Origin of the sequence: Pseudomonas azerbaijanorientalis, assembly GCF_019139795.1 — a bacterium.
In the GTDB taxonomy this organism is placed as follows: Bacteria; Pseudomonadota; Gammaproteobacteria; order Pseudomonadales; family Pseudomonadaceae; genus Aquipseudomonas; species Aquipseudomonas laurylsulfatiphila.
Genome location: NZ_CP077078.1, coordinates 3,767,145 through 3,783,872, shown reverse-complemented (window position 1 = coordinate 3,783,872; position 16,728 = coordinate 3,767,145). Strand labels below are relative to the sequence as shown.

General features: G+C 61.2%; 13 protein-coding genes, 1 tRNA gene and 1 pseudogene. 8 read left to right on the top strand and 7 right to left on the bottom strand.

What is annotated here, in order from left to right:
- Nucleotides 1-109: 109 nt before the first annotated feature.
- The 3 genes and pseudogenes from KSS91_RS16735 to KSS91_RS16725 all read left to right on the top strand — a co-directional run.
- Nucleotides 110-374: pseudogene (locus tag KSS91_RS16735) on the top strand (NIPSNAP family protein); the annotation flags it as partial.
- A gap of 117 nt (nucleotides 375-491) precedes the next feature.
- Nucleotides 492-872, top strand: coding sequence for a RidA family protein (locus tag KSS91_RS16730; protein WP_007980523.1), 381 nt, complete (start codon nucleotides 492-494; stop codon nucleotides 870-872).
- A 379-nt stretch (nucleotides 873-1,251) separates the two neighbouring features.
- Entirely contained in the window at nucleotides 1,252-3,240 is a 1,989-nt protein-coding gene (locus tag KSS91_RS16725) for a peptidase U32 family protein (RefSeq protein WP_102702707.1), read from the top strand.
- 156 nt (nucleotides 3,241-3,396) lie between these two features.
- Here KSS91_RS16725 and KSS91_RS16720 read toward each other — a convergent pair whose 3' ends face one another.
- Nucleotides 3,397-3,825, bottom strand: coding sequence for a hypothetical protein (locus KSS91_RS16720; RefSeq protein WP_015095502.1), 429 nt, complete (start codon nucleotides 3,823-3,825; stop codon nucleotides 3,397-3,399).
- A 322-nt stretch (nucleotides 3,826-4,147) separates the two neighbouring features.
- Between KSS91_RS16720 and KSS91_RS16715 the strand changes: the two genes are divergently transcribed.
- The 3 genes from KSS91_RS16715 (at nucleotide 4,148) to KSS91_RS16705 (ending at nucleotide 6,452) form a co-directional block, all read left to right on the top strand.
- A tRNA-Gln gene (locus KSS91_RS16715) sits at nucleotides 4,148-4,222 on the top strand.
- A gap of 221 nt (nucleotides 4,223-4,443) precedes the next feature.
- A complete protein-coding gene (locus KSS91_RS16710) occupies nucleotides 4,444-5,391 on the top strand; it encodes a GlxA family transcriptional regulator (protein ID WP_217835455.1) in 948 nt (315 codons plus the stop codon).
- An 86-nt stretch (nucleotides 5,392-5,477) separates the two neighbouring features.
- Nucleotides 5,478-6,452 carry a nitrilase-related carbon-nitrogen hydrolase gene (locus KSS91_RS16705; RefSeq protein WP_217835454.1) on the top strand — a complete coding sequence of 325 codons (975 nt, stop codon included), beginning with the start codon at nucleotides 5,478-5,480 and terminating at the stop codon, nucleotides 6,450-6,452.
- Nucleotides 6,453-6,628: 176 nt separating this feature from the next.
- Here the strand turns inward: KSS91_RS16705 and KSS91_RS16700 are convergent, their stop codons facing one another.
- Nucleotides 6,629-7,135 carry an HvfX family Cu-binding RiPP maturation protein gene (locus KSS91_RS16700; RefSeq protein WP_217835453.1) on the bottom strand — a complete coding sequence of 169 codons (507 nt, stop codon included), beginning with the start codon at nucleotides 7,133-7,135 and terminating at the stop codon, nucleotides 6,629-6,631.
- A gap of 388 nt (nucleotides 7,136-7,523) precedes the next feature.
- Between KSS91_RS16700 and KSS91_RS16695 the strand changes: the two genes are divergently transcribed.
- A complete protein-coding gene (locus KSS91_RS16695) occupies nucleotides 7,524-9,026 on the top strand; it encodes an aldehyde dehydrogenase family protein (protein ID WP_217835452.1) in 1,503 nt (500 codons plus the stop codon).
- Nucleotides 9,027-9,320: 294 nt separating this feature from the next.
- Here the strand turns inward: KSS91_RS16695 and KSS91_RS16690 are convergent, their stop codons facing one another.
- From KSS91_RS16690 to KSS91_RS16680, 3 genes are all read right to left on the bottom strand, one after another.
- Nucleotides 9,321-9,650: a hypothetical protein gene (locus KSS91_RS16690; protein ID WP_033047536.1), complete on the bottom strand. Its 330-nt coding sequence runs from the start codon at nucleotides 9,648-9,650 to the stop codon at nucleotides 9,321-9,323.
- 523 nt (nucleotides 9,651-10,173) lie between these two features.
- The gene (locus KSS91_RS16685) at nucleotides 10,174-10,677 is read right to left on the bottom strand and encodes a GNAT family N-acetyltransferase (RefSeq protein WP_217835451.1); all 504 of its coding nucleotides are present in this window, start codon (nucleotides 10,675-10,677) and stop codon (nucleotides 10,174-10,176) included.
- 78 nt (nucleotides 10,678-10,755) lie between these two features.
- The gene (locus KSS91_RS16680; RefSeq protein WP_263986891.1) at nucleotides 10,756-12,702 is read right to left on the bottom strand and encodes a DNA topoisomerase III; all 1,947 of its coding nucleotides are present in this window, start codon (nucleotides 12,700-12,702) and stop codon (nucleotides 10,756-10,758) included.
- A 257-nt stretch (nucleotides 12,703-12,959) separates the two neighbouring features.
- Here KSS91_RS16680 and KSS91_RS16675 point away from each other — a divergent pair, with 257 nt between their 5' ends.
- Complete coding sequence (locus tag KSS91_RS16675; protein ID WP_102675744.1) at nucleotides 12,960-13,328, top strand: DUF427 domain-containing protein; 369 nt, start codon at nucleotides 12,960-12,962, stop codon at nucleotides 13,326-13,328.
- A 54-nt stretch (nucleotides 13,329-13,382) separates the two neighbouring features.
- Here the strand turns inward: KSS91_RS16675 and KSS91_RS16670 are convergent, their stop codons facing one another.
- Complete coding sequence (locus tag KSS91_RS16670; RefSeq protein ID WP_217835449.1) at nucleotides 13,383-15,005, bottom strand: MFS transporter; 1,623 nt, start codon at nucleotides 15,003-15,005, stop codon at nucleotides 13,383-13,385.
- A 70-nt stretch (nucleotides 15,006-15,075) separates the two neighbouring features.
- A complete protein-coding gene (locus tag KSS91_RS16665; RefSeq protein ID WP_217835448.1) occupies nucleotides 15,076-16,728 on the bottom strand; it encodes a GMC family oxidoreductase in 1,653 nt (550 codons plus the stop codon).

Here is a 16,728-nt window from a genome sequence, read left to right as displayed (position 1 = left end):
GGCTGGGCCGATAGTGGGGCGAGCTCACGGGACACGTATCCACCTGTGAGTTGAATGAACGAACGCTGCACGGCGTAAAGAAATCACCTGGAACACTGGGGGAAATGCGCTGTTTCCCTTCATCGAGCCCTTGAGTGTCGGCCAGCACGGTCCGTTCTGTGAGTTGCGCGTCTACGACCTGGTCAGCAGCGGGTTGCAGCCGACACTCGACGGCTGGAGCAACGCCATTGAAGCGCGGACCACCGAACCTATTCGCCGGTGTACGCGGCGTTTACGCCACCGACGGCGTCTGGCCGCCGGAAAACTCCGGCCTGCAACTGCGCGACATGTGCTCGACGATCTACCTGCTGGCGAAGTTTTCGCCCTTGCAATGACGAGGGCTCGGCTCATGCGCAGCCGAACGGTGCGCATTAGCGACGCGCCGGAAATGGCCCTGTAAACTGGCGGCGCAAAAGGCGCTCGCCTTACCCTTTCAAGCAAGAGAAATTCCAATGGCAAACCACGACTTGACCTTTACGCCTGACCTCGATGCCGATTCGATTTCCTCCGACGTCGTCGGTTTCGGCGGTGTGCTGGTCTCCACCCAGATCCCCACCCGTGCCGACGGCAGTCTGGAACTGGGCGACATCACCCTGCAAAGCGAATGCACCCTGCAAGCGCTGAAGGTCGCGCTGGAGCGTGCCGGCAGCTCCATGGACCGCGTGATGCACCTGACCATCTACCTCACCGACATGGCCGACCGCGCCGCGTTCAACGAGGTCTACAAGCGCTACTTCGCCAAGCCGTGGCCGGTGCGCGCCGCTGTCGGGGTTGCCTCGCTGGCGGTGGAAGGCATGCGCGTGGAAGTGACCGCGATGGCGGCCAAGGCCTAACTGCAGCAACACACACACACAAAACCCTTTGTGAGCGGGCTTGCTCGCGAAGACGGAGTGTCAGCTTGCATGAGTGTTGACTGACCCAGCGCTTTCGCGAGCAAGCCCGCTCCCACAGGGGATGTTGGGCAGGGGCTAAATTTTTGGTCAACGCCGATCGAATGTAGGAGCGAGCTTGCTCGCGATGAACACAAGGGCGACGCGTGCATTCAGAATGCCCGCGTCATCGTTAACGTCCATCGCGAGCAAGCTCGCTCCTACATGGATTCAGGCAGGTTAGATCTACCCAAGGCCACCACCGGGCAGCATACGGGTGCCGGTCAGGCGTTTCGCCGCTACAATGCACGCCTCGACCGTGACAAGCCTGACTAAAAAAACTATGTCTTTGCCCAAACATCACCTGGAATTGCTCAGCCCTGCCCGCGATGTTGCCATCGCCCGCGAGGCTATCCTGCATGGTGCCGATGCCGTGTACATCGGCGGCCCGAGCTTCGGTGCCCGCCACAACGCCTGCAACGAGGTGAGCGAGATTGCCGAACTGGTGGAATTCGCCCGTCGTTATCACGCGCGGATCTTCACCACCATCAACACGATCCTGCACGACAACGAACTGGAGCCGGCCCGCCAGCTGATCCACCAGTTGTACGACGCCGGCGTCGATGCGCTGATCGTCCAGGACCTGGGTGTGATGGAGCTGGACATTCCGCCGATCGAACTGCACGCCAGTACCCAGACGGACATCCGCACCCTGGAGCGGGCGAAGTTCCTCGATCAGGCCGGTTTCTCGCAACTGGTGCTGGCCCGTGAGCTGAACCTCAAGGAAATCCGCGCCATCGCCGACGAAACCGACGCGGCCATCGAGTTCTTTATCCATGGCGCCTTGTGCGTGGCGTTTTCCGGTCAGTGCAACATTTCCCACGCGCAGACCGGGCGCAGCGCCAACCGCGGCGACTGCTCCCAGGCTTGCCGCCTGCCGTACACCCTCAAGGACGAAAAGGGTGGCGTGATCGCTTACGAAAAGCACCTGCTGTCGATGAAGGACAACAACCAGAGCGCCAACATCCGCGCGCTGGTCGAGGCAGGCGTGCGCTCGTTCAAGATCGAGGGCCGCTACAAGGACATGGGCTATGTGAAGAACATCACCGCCTACTACCGCCAGCGTCTGGACGACGTCCTCGAAGACCGCCCGGACCTGGCCCGCGCTTCCAGTGGCCGCACCGCGCACTTCTTCCTGCCCGACCCGGAAAAAACCTTCCACCGTGGCAGCACCGATTACTTCGTCACTGACCGCAAGATCGATATCGGCGCCTTTGACTCGCCGACCTTCACCGGTCTGCCGGTGGGTGTGGTCGAGAAGGTCGCCAAGCGCGACATGCAGGTCGTGACGCACGAGCCGCTGTCCAACGGTGACGGCCTCAACGTGCTGGTCAAGCGTGAGGTGGTGGGTTTCCGCGCGAACATCGCCGAACCCAAGGGCGAATTCGAGGAGGACGGCGAGAAGCGTTATCGCTATCGCGTCGAGCCCAACGAGATGCCGGAGGGGATGTACAAGCTGCGCCCCAACCATCCGCTGAATCGCAATCTCGATCACAACTGGCAACAGGCGCTGCAAAGGACCTCGGCCGAGCGTCGTATCGCCCTGAGCTGGGTCGCTCGCTTGCGTGAAGAACAGCTGGAGCTGACCGCGACCAGCGAGGAAGGCATCAGCGCCAGTGTCACGCTGGCCGGCCCGTTCGGCGCGGCCAACAAGCCGGAGCAGGCGCTGGAGCAATTGCAGGATCTGCTCGGCCAGCTGGGTACCACCCAGTACCACGCCATCGACATCAAGCTGGATGCGCCGCAGGCGTTCTTCATCCCGAACTCGCAGCTCAAGGCCTTGCGCCGCGAAGTGATCGAGGCCTTGACCCAGGCGCGGGTCGCCGCCCACCCGCGTGGCAGCCGTAAAGCCGAAACCACGCCGCCGCCGGTGTACCCGGAGTCGCACCTGACCTTCCTGGCCAACGTCTACAACCAGAAGGCTCGCGACTTCTATCACCGCCATGGGGTCAAGCTGATCGACGCGGCCTACGAGGCCCACGAGGAAGCCGGCGAAGTGCCGGTGATGATCACCAAGCACTGCCTGCGTTTCTCCTTCAACCTGTGTCCGAAACAGGCCAAGGGCGTGACCGGCGTGCGCACCAAGGTCGCGCCGATGCAGCTGATTCACGGCGATGAAGTGCTGACGCTGAAGTTCGATTGCAAGCCATGCGAAATGCACATCATCGGCAAGATGAAGGGCCACATCCTCAATCTGCCGCAACCGGGCAGCGTGGTCGGTCACATCAGCCCCGAAGACCTGCTCAAGACCATCCCGCGCGCACCGCACTGAGTGACCGGCGAGCGCGCCGCAACGGCGCGCTCGCCATTTGCTCCAGATCCAGCGAAAGGGCGTCCTCGTTTGTAGTTTTTTTGTTTTAAGCGGGGAGCATGGCCTGTTCTTGCTGGAATCCAGACGCTGGCGACAAATCGGCAGCTGCAGTCGACGCTACCCGCAGGTCTCGAGGACGGCTTTTTCAGCTCGTTTGAATTCCTGTTTGATGTCGGTGGGGATGCGTTGCTTTTTGAGTTCCTGGCCGAGGAAGGGTTGATCGCTGCGGGAGTGGACCTCGGCGTCTTCGGCCGTTATCTGTGCTTCGATGGCCGCGGCGTGCTTGTCGATGACGGCATTGACCTCTGCTTCGTTCCTGGCCGTATCAAGTGCCAGGACCAACTGGCCAGCCTCGGCTTTTTCCGCCTCGGCATAGGCTTCGACCGTCAACCCGGAGGCCAGGGCCCGCGCCTGGGTTTCCAGGCTGTTGAGATGCTCCCGGGCGGCCCTGCAGACCGCTTCCTGTCGCTGGCTCTCGATGTGTTCCCAGGTGTTCAGTCCATAAATCGCGGCCCCGACCACCAGGATGGTTGCAAAGGTGCCCATCAGTTTGCCTTTCACATTTTGCGCCCTCAAATGGCAAAGGAGGGGTGTTGAGCAAACGATTTCCGATTCCATCCCCTAAAGGAAAAGCGTAGCAGACGTGATCGGGCCGAATGTGCGCCGAGCACTTCCCGGGGACTTGGCTGAACACTAAGCATCTGTTTTAAAAAACAAATTGTTTTATTGGGGCTTCCCATACGAGGCAAAAGTTGGTAAATTGCCGCCCACACTTGCACAGGCCCTCAGGGAGCCTGTCACGCAAGCAGGCAACAGCGCTTGTTGCCACTCAAGAAAGCGAGTGCCTGGCACTCATCGCAACAGATACAGGGGCGTCGCCAAGCGGTAAGGCAGCAGGTTTTGATCCTGCCATGCGTTGGTTCGAATCCAGCCGCCCCTGCCATTTTTTCTTCCTGCTCAATCAGAAAACACTCGACCGACGGTTGTTATTCGCCGATTCGCCGGTTTTTTGCGTTTTTTATTCCTGTCCCGGATGCTCCCTTGCGAACCAGCGTGCAGCCAATGCGCGAGGCGCTCCATCATGATGTCCGGTGCGGGCTGTTCGGGGTAGAGTGCAGATCCTGGCCTGAATTTCAGGCATGCCACGTTCAGGGTCATACCGCCATGCACCAGATCGGACTCATTGTTTATCCCGGTTTTCAGGTTCTGGGGCTGGCCATGTGTGCCGCCTTCGAATTGGCCAACAGTGCTGGTGACGAGCCGTTTTACCGAATTACCTTGTTGTCCGAGCCGGGTGGCCTGGTGCAAACGTCTGCCGGTTTTGCCGTGCAGACCGAAGCGTTCGACCAGCGCGGCTTCGATACGCTGCTGGTCCTGGGCGACAACCTGATCCGCCCGACCACTGCGGGCATGCTGGCGTTTTTGCGCCGCGCCAGTCACGGCACCCGACGCCTGGGCTCGATTTGCACAGGGGCGAATGCCTTGGCGGAGGCGGGTTTGCTTGATGGTCGGCGGGCAACCACCCACTGGGCGCATGTGCCGGCCTTTCGCAAGGCGTACCCGAACGTGAAGGTCGAGCAAGACCGGATCTTCGTCAATGATGGTCATCTGTGGACGGCAGCGGGCATGAGCGCGTGCGTGGACCTGGCGTTGGCGTTGGTGGAGCAGGACCTGGGCGCCGACCTTGCACGCAAGGTGGCGCGGCAGTTGGTGGTGTACCACCGGCGTTCCGGCGGCCAGTCGCAGTTTTCAGTGATGCTGGAACTGGCCCCCAAGACCGATCGGATTCAGGCCGCGCTGAACTACGCCAGGCAGAATCTCAAGTCCGCGCTGTCGGTCGAGGAGCTGGCCAGCGCGGCCAATCTCAGCCCCCGGCAATTCAGCCGGGTGTTTCATGCCGAAACCGGCCAGTCTCCGGCCAAGGCCATCGAAAGCCTGCGGGTCGAGTCGGCCCGGTTGATGATGGAAACCGGACGGCACTCCATCGATGTGGTGGCAACGGACACCGGTTTTGGTGATCGGGAGCGGATGCGCCGCGCTTTTATTCGTGCCTTCGGGCAGCCGCCGCAAGTGATTAAGCGGGCCAGTCGGGTTGATTTGTTGATGTCCTGAAAAGTGGTGTATACGACATTCAAGCCTTAATATGATGTTTGTAATATTGATCTCGTTGAAACTTTTCCCTCAGTGAGATCACCGCCATGACCTTCGTCAAAGCCGCCGCCGTACAAATCAGTCCCGTTCTTTACAGCCGTGAAGGCACGGTCGACAAAGTGGTGCAGAAGATTCTCGAACTCGGCGAACAGGGCGTGCAATTTGCCGTGTTCCCGGAAACCGTCGTGCCGTACTACCCGTACTTTTCCTTCGTGCAGTCGCCGTTCGAAATGGCCGCCGAACACCTCAAGCTGCTGGACCAGGCTGTCACCGTGCCTTCGCCCGCCACCGATGCCATCGGCGCTGCGGCCAGGCAAGTCGGCATGGTCGTGTCCATCGGCGTCAACGAGCGTGATGGCGGCACGCTATACAACACGCAGTTGCTGTTCGATGCCGACGGCTCGCTGATCCAGCGTCGCCGCAAGATCTCCCCGACCTACCATGAACGCATGATCTGGGGCATGGGCGACGGTTCCGGCCTGCGGGCCGTCGACAGCGCGGCAGGGCGAATCGGGCAACTGGCCTGCTGGGAGCATTTCAACCCGCTGGCCCGTTATGCCTTGATGGCCGATGGCGAGCAGATCCATGCGGCGATGTACCCGGGGTCGTTTGCAGGTCCGTTGTTCGCCTCGCAAATGGAAGTCAGCATTCGCCAGCATGCCCTGGAGGCCGCGTGTTTCGTGGTCAACTCCACGGCGTGGCTGTACCCCGAGCAACAGGCGCAGATCATGGCGGATACCGGCTGCACCATCGGCCCGATCTCCGGCGGCTGCTTTACCGCGATCATCAGCCCGGATGGCACGGTGCTGGGTTCGTTGCAGGAAGGTGAGGGCGAGGTGATCGCCGACCTCGACATGAGCCTGATCGACAAGCGCAAACGCATGATGGATTCCCGCGGCCACTACAGTCGCCCGGAACTGCTGAGCCTGCTGATTGACCGTACACCGCACGCCCATGTGCATGAACGCAGTGCGAATCCGCAGCTGGTCGAGCAGACCGGGATGGAAGAAGTGATTGGGTAGGTTGTTCAGGCAATTGCTGGGAACACCGATGCCTGTAGGAGCTGCCGCAGGCTGCGATCTTTTGATCTTGATCTTCAGCAATCTCCAGATCGCAAAAGAAAGATCAAAAGATCGCAGCCTGCGGCAGCTCCTACAGATATTTCGTGATCTGTGTGTCCCGGTGAAGTCCCCTTTTTTCAGCGACGCCAGAAGTAACGCGCCAGCAGTGCGTCGAGGCTGAGCTTGCCGGCACCGGACAGCAACAGCGGAGTGAGGGTCACAAGGTAGATCAAGGGCAGCTTGAAGTTACCGTATCCCTTGTTGCTGATGGCGTAACCTTGGGCAAGTTCACTCAGGGTGTGCCAGTCGGCAGGCCAATGCACGGCGGCGGTGGCGACGAGGGTCACCACCATCAGGCTCAACGCCGAGAAGCGTGTGCCAAGGCCCACCAGCAAAGTCATGGCGAAGATCAGTTCGGCCCACATCGACAGTTCCCAGTTCAGCGTCGCTGGAAGGTGGTCGAACGGAAACGGGAAGCGCTCCTGGATATCGGCGAACCAGTTCTGGCCGTTGAATTTTTCCAGGCCCGACTCGAAGAATTCCCAGGCAAGGAACACTCGCAGCGCCAGGGGCGCAACCCAGTCGCCGGCACGGTCGAGGTTCAGGTTCAGGCCTTTGACGGCCGAGGAAATGGAGGTGTTCATGGACGATGATCTCCTTCTGGTCGGGGAGGCGGGGCAAGGGCATGCCCCGTGAGTTGAGCGCTTTGATCAGCCAGGCCAATCGACCGGCGTATTTCATCAACGGGGTGTATCTGCGGTGTGTCGTTGTGGCGGGGTTTTGCGTGCGGGGTGTGTCCGGGGCGGGGCTGTATACATTGAGATACGTAACCATGAGATTTTTCATCCAGTGCACAACCAGTGTGGGAGCGGGCTTGCTCGCGAAAGCGGTGTGTCAGCCAGACTGATGTTGCCTGACACACCGCTTTCGCGAGCAAGCCCGCTCCCACAGGGGATCACCGGTGCGAAGCGTGACGCTCCGGGGAAATTGCTATACATTTTCCGGCCGCCCACTGCATGGTGAAACCGCTTCATGTCTCTCGCGCTCGAACGTCTAGTCGCTGGTACGCCCATCCCTTTCGCCGGTAATCGTGTCACCGTCGTCAGCCCCGAACTGGCGCAACGCTTCCAGCCCGGTGATCACCTGCTGGTGGAGCAGGTCAGTGGCGAGTTGTTGTTGATCCCGGTGGCGGACCAGCAAGCGGCCAACGTCGCGATCGAGCGCGCCCAGGCGGCGTTTACCGCGCTGTCGGCGGTGTCCGATCAAGCGATCAGCGCCTTCTTCGATCTGTTTGCCCAACGCCTGGAAACCCCGCAATGCTGGTCCTTGATCGAGGCCGCCAACCTGGCCGACATCGAGCGGGCCAAGGCGCGCGGTCGCTCGACCACCCGGTTGCTGGCCGATGAGCGCATGCGTCGCGACATGATCGCCGGCCTGCGCGCGTGGCGTGATGCGGCGGCCAGTCGGGGCAAGGTGATCAGCTGCGTCGAGCACGATGGCTGGAAAGTCGAGCAAGTGGTCTCGCCGTTGGGTATTGTCGCGTTCGTCTTCGAAGGCCGGCCGAATGTGTTTGCCGATGCGGCCGGTGTGTTGCGCACCGGCAACACCGCCGTGCTGCGCATCGGCAGTGATGCGTTGGGCACGGCCCAGGCAATCGTTACCCATGCACTGAACCCTGCACTGAGCGACGCCGGCTTGCCGGCCGGTGCGGTGTCGCTGGTGGAAAGCGTCAACCACGCCGCCGGTTGGGCGATGTTCGCTGACCGCCGCTTGTCACTGGCGGTGGCCCGCGGTTCGGGTCGCGCCGTCAGCCAGTTGGGCAGTATCGCGCAGCAGGCCGGCACGGCGGTCAGCCTGCACGGTACCGGTGGCGCCTGGCTGGTCGCCAACGCCGATGCCGACGCCCAGCGTTTTGCCGCCGTGGTGCGCAACTCCCTGGACCGCAAAGTCTGCAACACCCTGAACGTCTGCCTGATTCACCGCGACCGCGCCGCTGAACTGGTGCCGCTGTTTCTCGACGCACTCAAGCAGGCCGGCACTGCGCGGGGGCAGGGCTGCAAGCTGCACATCGTCGAAGGCAGCGAGTCGCACCTGGCGCAAGACTGGCTGAGCGCAACGGTCGAGGTGTACCGCGCCGAAGGCTATCAGACCGAAGCCCAGGCCGAGCCGTTGCCGGAAGATCAATTGGGTCGCGAATGGGAGTGGGAAGAAACCCCGGAAGTCAGCCTGAAAATCGTCGACGACCTGGACAGTGCCATTGCCTTGTTCAATCGCTACAGCCCGCAGTTCACCGTGTCCTTGATCAGTGAAAGTGCCGATACCCAGGAGCGTTTCTACAACGCGGTCAACGCGCCTTTTGTCGGCAATGGCATCACCCGTTGGGTCGACGGCCAGTACGCGTTGAACAAGCCGGAACTGGGCCTTTCGAACTGGGAGAGCGGGCGCCTGTTTGCGCGCAGTGCGATTCTCTCGGGTGACGGCGTGTTCACCATCCGTAGCCGCATGACCCAGACCGATCTGGGCGTCAAACGCTGAGACGGGGGAAACAGTGACCGCTGCAAGGGCGGTCACTTTTTTGAAATATCGGCAGTGCGGCGTCGGTGGCGTTTGTGGATCTGGTGTTGGGGGCGAATGTTTCTTAAGCACCACATACCCTGTGGGAGCGGGCTTGCTCGCGAATGCGGTGTATCAGTTGACATAGTGTTATCTGACACACCGCCTTCGCGAGCAAGCCCGCTCCCACAGTTGATCTTCGTTCAGGCATAAAAAAGCCTGCTCCTTATTGGGAGCAGGCCCTGTTTTTCAATAAGTCAGTGACGACTCATTCAATTAGTAGAACCGGTCAATTACCCGAACTTCGTTCTGATTCTGCATCGAGGCCCAGGCCTGTTTCAGGGTTTGCAGAACATTACCGATGAAGTCCTTGTCGGCCGCGGCCTTCTTGCCGACATAGCCCTGGCCGCGACGGTACATCTTCAGTCGGGCAAGCAGGTTCTGGTTGTTCTGGTCGAACTCTGCTTCATGAGCGTGCGGCGACAGGGGGTCGATATGAACCTGGCCACACTTGCTGATCCAGAGAATATGGCTGTCATGGCTGTCTTTCTTTGCAGCGAACATACGAGCCAGTTCATCGATAGTTGGTTGATTGTTCAGATTCATCATAAAGCCCCTTGACCAATTGGTGATCTTTCAAAGTTGATTCGCTAATACAGGTAGCCCATCGGTTAGTTGATCCCTGGCACCGAAACCAGGACGTCAGCGTTCGACCGCCTTATCGGGCGGGGTCCTGCGTCTGTTGCATGTAGTCGTGTTGAATAACTGCTACGCAATAGCGTCACAACGAAGAGAAGCGGCGAAAACCGTAAGGCCACTGCCGACATTTTCAGGGTCGGCCACAAGCATCATGAGGATTGCTCGCCAAGACTTCTCGCCCTTGTACTGGACGTTCAGGCCAGGTCAGCTTCTTCAATCTGCCTTGTGGGCAGCGTGTATCCGGGAAAAACAGCTCGGCGGTCAGACGAGCTTGCTCAAACGTGTTGCCTGTACTCCCGATCGGGGAGACGTCTGCATCATGCAAGGGCAAAACGGAGGCGTCAACGGTTTTGTAGTGATTATTTTCAGTCACTACATATTGTCGGACAAAGCTGTTCGGAATTAGCGGTGGGAGGCGAGGGTGTGTCGGTCAGGACGACAAAGGCGGACACTCAAAGCGGTAAAATGTGCAGGGATGACCGTCTACCTGCTGCTGATGCAAGGTGAGCCCGCCAACGCCGAGCCCCGGCATCACGGTGGCCCAGAACAGGCGTGCCGGCTGATTCGCCTCGAGATGGAAAATCTGCCATTGACCGGGGAATTGACTCAAGAGGGTGGAAACGACAAATCGCGCGACACCCCGGCCACGAAAGCGTCGACTGACAAACAGATAGCCGATGTTGTAGTCGGCACCGGCGAGATGAGTCCGGTTATCCACGGTCACGAAGCCGGCCAGTTCCCCGTCGACCTTGATCAGGAAAGGTCGGGTGGCCGGGTGTCGCCAGTACTCCGGCATGGGCAGGATGTTGAAGAATCCGGATTCACCCAGCTTTAGCGGCAACCATTCGCTGAAGTCGTAGGTGTAGAACTGCATCAGGTTTTCGATGGTTTCCAGTTCGTCGCGTTGGGCGGCGTGCAGTGCTATCGAAGTCATTTGAAGTGGCTCCTGGCAGGCCAAGGGACACGGATCATTATGGCTGGCGACTAACAATCCGTGGCGAGGGAGCAAGGTTTACGTTTTGCCTGCCGGCTTTGCCCTGCGCCTGGTGCCGCTCGCTGGTTTGCGCGGGGCGCTCTTGCGTTTTTTCTTCCAGGGGGCTGCGGCGGATCCGGTAGGCGGTGGACCGCTGATGGTCAGGCTCAGTCCGGCGCAACGGCTTACCTGCTTGCTCATCCACGCCGCCTGTTTGGTGACGAACTCTTCAAGGCTCATTTCACCGCTTTGCACCATGTCCAGGGCCTGTTCCCAGATCGCCGTGGTGCCCGGGTCGGCAATGGCCCGCGGCACGGCGTCGATCAGGCTGAACGCGGCCGGCGTGGCGGCCAGGGCCTTGCCGTTCTTGACCAGATAGCCACGGTCGAGCAGGCCCTGGATGATCGACGCACGGGTCGCTTCGGTGCCGATGCCGGTGGTGTCCTTGAGCTTTTGCTTGAGCAGCGGGTCTTCCACCAGTTTGGCGACGTTCTTCATGGCCTTGATCAGATCGCCTTCGGTGAACGGCTTTGGCGGTTGCGTCCAGAGGTCCTTGAGTTGCACGCCGGCCACTGCGCAATCGATGCCTTCGGCCAGGTTGGGCAGTGTCTGTGGCGCTGGAGCTTCGCGTCCCTTGGTCGCAGCCAGTGCCTCGGGCAGGGCGCGTTTCCAGCCCGGCTCGATGATCTGCTTGCCGACAGCGCGCAAGGCAAATCCTGCGCAATCGAAGTCGGCCTGGGTGCGGTCGTATTCGTGATTGGGCAGGAACTGCGCCAGATACCGCGCGCGGATCAGTGTGTAGACCGCGCGCTGCTTGCCCGCCAGCTTGTCGAGGTTCTTCGCCGCCGCGGTGGGGATGATGCCGTGGTGAGCGCTGACCTTGGCGTCGTTCCAGGCCCGTGAGCGCCGTTGCGGATCAAGGTGATCGTGCAAGGCGTTCAACGCCGGGTCAGCCTGGCGCAGCGCCGCCAGAATGGCCGGTGCCTCGCTGTGCTGGCTGAGGGGCAAGTAGCCGCAATCGCTGCGCGGATAGGTGATGACCTTGTAGGTTTCGTACAGCGCCTGGGCGATGTCGAGGGTTTCCTGGGCGCCGAGGCCGAGTTTCTTTGAGCAGACCTCCTGCAGGGTGCCCAGGTCGAACGGCAGCGGGGCCACTTCGCGCATCCGTTCGGTGCGCAACTTGATCACCCGTGCACTGGCCGCGCCGCGCATGGCGTCTGCTGCTTGTTGGGCCAGCGCCTGATTCAGGCAGCGGTCCTGATCGTCGCAAACCTCGGATGCCGCTCGCCATTGCGCCGTGAACGGGGTGCGGTTGTGCAGCAGTTGCACATCGATGGCCCAATAGGGGACGGGCACAAAGTCGGCGATGCTGCGATCGCGATCCACCACCAGGCGCAAGGTCGGCGTTTGCACCCGGCCCACCGGCAGCACGCCTTGATAGCCGGACTGTCGCCCGAGCAAGGTGAACAGCCGGCTCATGTTCATGCCGATCAGCCAGTCGGCCCGGGAACGCCCCAGGGCCGAGTGATAGAGGCTGAACGTTTCGTTGCCCGGTTTCAGTGCCGCGAGGGCCTTGCGGATGGACGCATCATCCAGGGCCGACAACCAGAGGCGGCGGATCGGACCGCGATAGCGGCAATGCTCCACCAGTTCCCGGGCGATCATCTCGCCCTCACGGTCGGCGTCCGTGGCAATGATCAGTTCGGATGCTTCACCGAGCAGGCGCTTGACTGCCCTGTACTGGCTGGCGGTGCGCGGCTTGACGGTCATTTTCCACTTTTCGGGAATGATCGGCAGGTCGGCCAGCACCCAGCGCTTGTAGCGCGCGTCGTAGGCATCCGGCGGCGCGGTTTCCAGCAGGTGGCCGATGCACCAGGTCACCGTGACGTCCGTTCCCAGCCAACAGCCATCACCCCGGCGCAGGGCGCCGAGGACCGCCGCAATGTCTTTGGCCTGGGAAGGTTTTTCACAGAGGTACAGCCGCATAACCACCATCGTCGATCTATGTGTCAGGGGTGCACAGAATGGCGCTTGATGGACGATGGAGCAATCTTTATCTGTATGGATGTACAGCCTGGTGTGTCGCTCCCGTTCGGCTGTGAAGCCGCCGGGAGGGGGAAACTTGGGTTATACCTGATAAATCGTGGTTTCAGGTTTGGGGCTGCTGCGCAGCCCATCGCGGGCAAGCCACGCTCCCACATCATCGATTTGCAGGTCCATCACCGTCATGAGGAACGTATTCCATGAAAAGCTCCGGTCCTAGTCCTGTCATCACCATCGCCGAGCAGCCTGGCTGTCTGCTGGTGAGGTTTCACGGTATTCAAGTAGCCGCCTCGGCGCGGGCCCTGGTGTTGCTGGAGGCCAACTACCCACCGGTGTACTACGTGCCGCGGGAGGATATCGACGAGAAATATTTCGCCCGCACCGACCACACCAGCTATTGCCCGTACAAGGGCGATGCGAGTTATTTCAGTCTGCAGGTGCCGGGGCATGAGAGTGCCAATGCGGTGTGGAGTTATGAGAACCCCAAGATTTCGGTGCAGCAGATACGCGAATACGTGGCGTTCTACCCGGATCAGGTGAAGTTCGAGTTGCTTGACGCCGAGGTCTGATCGGGGTTGATCGCCGCGACGAGGGAGCCAGCTCCCTCGTCGGCAGGCATAACCTCAGTTCTTGTCGAGATCCACGTTACGCGTCTCACGCAGGCAAATCATCCCCACCACCAGGCTCACCCCGGTGATCACCACCGGATACCACAGCCCGTAGAAGATGTCCCCGGTATACACCACCAGCGCGAACGACACCGTTGGCAGGAAGCCGCCGAACCAGCCGTTGCCGATGTGGTAGGGCAGGGACATCGAGGTGTAGCGGATGCGGGTCGGGAACAGTTCGACCATCAACGCCGCCAACGGGCCGTAGCACATGGCCGAGATGATGATCAGCGCAACAATCAGCGCCACGATCATCGGTTTGTTGATCTGCTGCATGTCCGCCTGTTGCGGGTAACCGGCGAGAGTCACGGCACCGCGCAAGGCGGCTTCGTCGAATCCATCGATCTTCACGTCACCGACGCTTACCTGCACGTCACTGCCGGCCGGTGCGATAGCACTCTGGTACGGCAGGCCCTGCTTGACCAGGAAGGTCTTGACCTTGTCGCAGGGGCTGTCGAATTTCGCCTTGCCCACCGGGTCGAACTGGAAGGTGCAGGTGACCGGGTCGGCCATCACGGTGATCGGTGCCTGGCGGCTGGCCTGGTCGATGGCCGGGTTGGCGTAGTGGGCCAGGGTCTTGAAGATCGGGAAGTACAGCGCGGTGGCCAGCAGCAGGCCGATCATCAGCACCGGCTTGCGCCCGACCTTGTCCGACAGCCAGCCAAAGAAAATGAAGAAAGGTGCGCCAATGGTCACGCTGACAATCAGCAAGCCGTTGGCCACCGCCGGGTCCATTTTCAGGAACTGGGTGAGGAAGAACAGCACATAGAATTGCGCGGCGTAGAAGGTCACCGCTTGCCCGGCATTGATGCTGAACAGCGCGATCAGCACCACCTTGAGGTTTTCCCATTTGCCGAAGGAGTCGCGAATCGGCTGTTTGCACAGCTTGCCTTCCTCTTTCATTTTCACGAAGGCCGGCGACTCGTGCAGGCTCAGGCGAATCCAGGTCGAGATGCCCAGCAGCACGATGGAAAACAGGAACGGAATGCGCCAGCCCCAGACTTCGAACTGGTCACCGGTGAAGTAGCGGCAGCCCAGCACCACCAGCAGCGAGAGCAGCAGGCCCAGGGTCGCGGTGGATTGAATCCAGCTGGTGTGGAAGCCGCGTTTGCCCATGGGCGCGTGCTCGGCGACATAGGTCGCGGCGCCACCGTATTCACCGCCCAGGGCCAGGCCCTGGAGCATGCGCAGCACCACCAGGATGATCGGCGCGGCGATGCCGATGCTGGCGTAGGTCGGCAGCAGCCCGACACAGAACGTCGCCAGGCCCATGAGGACGATGGTGGCGAGGAAGGTGTACTTGCGCCCGATCATGTCCCCCAACCGACCGAACACCAGCGCGCCGAACGGCCGGACGATGAAGCCGGCGGCGAAGGCCATCAGCGCAAAGATGAACGCGGTGGTGTCGTTGACCCCGGCGAAAAACTGTTTGCTGATGACTGCCGCAAGGGCGCCATAGAGGAAGAAGTCGTACCACTCGAAGACGGTCCCGAGGGACGAGGCGAAGATGACTTTCTGGGTTTCCTGGCTGGTGCCCGCGCTGCGCACGGCTTCCAGGGTTTGAACATTTTCTGACATACCGGTATCCCTCACAGTGATTGTTTTTGTTGTTCCACTGGTGTTGCGTGTTCCATTTCAGGGGTAATGCTCAGTGTCCGTGATCTAATGCGGTCCTTGTGGGAGCGGGCTTGGTGTATATGTCTGGATTTAGAATCATCTGCGCAGCCTTCTCGGCAATCATCAGCGTCGGCGAGCAGGTGTTGCCCGAGGTGATGCGCGGCATGATCGAGGCATCGGCGATGCGCAGGCCGGGGATGCCATGGACCTTGAGTTGCGCATCGACCACGGCCTCGGCGTCATTGCCCATGCGGCAGGTGCCCACGGGGTGGAAGATCGTGGTGCCGATGCGCGCGGCGGCTTCGTGCAGTTGTTCCTCGCTTTGCAGGCTGGCACCGGGCAGGTATTCCACCGGATTGAAGGCGCGCAGGGCCGGCGCGGCGACGATGCGCCGGGTCAGGCGAATGGCGTCGGCGGCGACCCGCAGGTCTTCCGGGTGGCTCAGATAATTGGGCTGGATCAGTGGGGCTTGTTGCGGATCGGCCGAGCGGATATCGACCCGGCCACGGCTTTGCGGGCGTAGATCGCAGACCGATGCGGTGAACGCCGGGAACCCATGCAACGGTTCGCCAAAGCGCTCCAGCGACAGCGGCTGCACGTGGTATTCGAGGTTGGCTGAAGTCTGTTCCGGCCCCGAGCGGGCAAAGGCGCCCAACTGGCTCGGCGCCATGGACAGCGGGCCGCTGCGGTCATACAGGTAGCGCAGGCCCATGCCCAGCTTGCCCCACAGGCTGCCGGCAATCTGGTTCAGGGTGCGGGCATTTTCCAGCTTGTAGATCAGCCGCAGTTGCAGGTGATCCTGCAGATTGCCGCCGACACCGGGCAGTTCATGGGCGACGCCAATGCCCAGCCGTTCCAGCAGTGGACGCGGGCCGATGCCGGAGCGTTGCAGGATGCCTGGCGAACCAACCGAGCCGGCACAGAGGACGATCTCCTTGCGCGCCTTGAAGGTCTTCACCTCGCCCTGCCAGCGGGCGCTGACTGCAGAGGCGCGGCCATTGTCCAGCCGCACGCGGTCGACTTCGACACCGGTCAGCACAGTGAGATTGGAGCGTTGGCGAATCGGTTTGAGAAACGCCTTGGCCGCGTTCCAGCGGATGCCGGCCTTCTGATTGACCTGGAAATAGCCACAACCTTCGTTGTCGCCCTGGTTGAAGTCATCGATGCTGGCGATGCCGCTTTGTTCGGCGGCACTGCGGAAGGCGTCGAGAATCGGCCACGACAGGCGCTGGCGTTCGACTCGCCATTCACCCGTGTCGCCGTGAAATTCGACGGCGCCGGCGAAGTGGTTTTCACTCTGCTTGAACAGCGGCAACACGTCTTGCCAGCTCCAGCCGGGGTTGCCGTCGGCGGCCCAGCGGTCGTAGTCACCGGCCTGGCCGCGCATGTAGATCATGCCGTTGATGGATGAGCAGCCGCCCAGTACCTTGCCGCGCGGATAGCTCAGGGCGCGACCTTGCAGGCCCGGTTGCGCTTCGGTCTTGAAGCACCAGTCGGTGCGCGGGTTGCCGATGCAGTACAGGTAACCCACGGGGATGTGAATCCACGCATAGTTGTCGCGGCCGCCGGCTTCGAGCAACAACACGCGATGTTGAGGGTTGGCCGACAGTCGATTGGCCAGCAGACACCCGGCCGGCCCGGCCCCGACCACGATGTAATCGTATTCATCAAGGGAAGCCTGCAT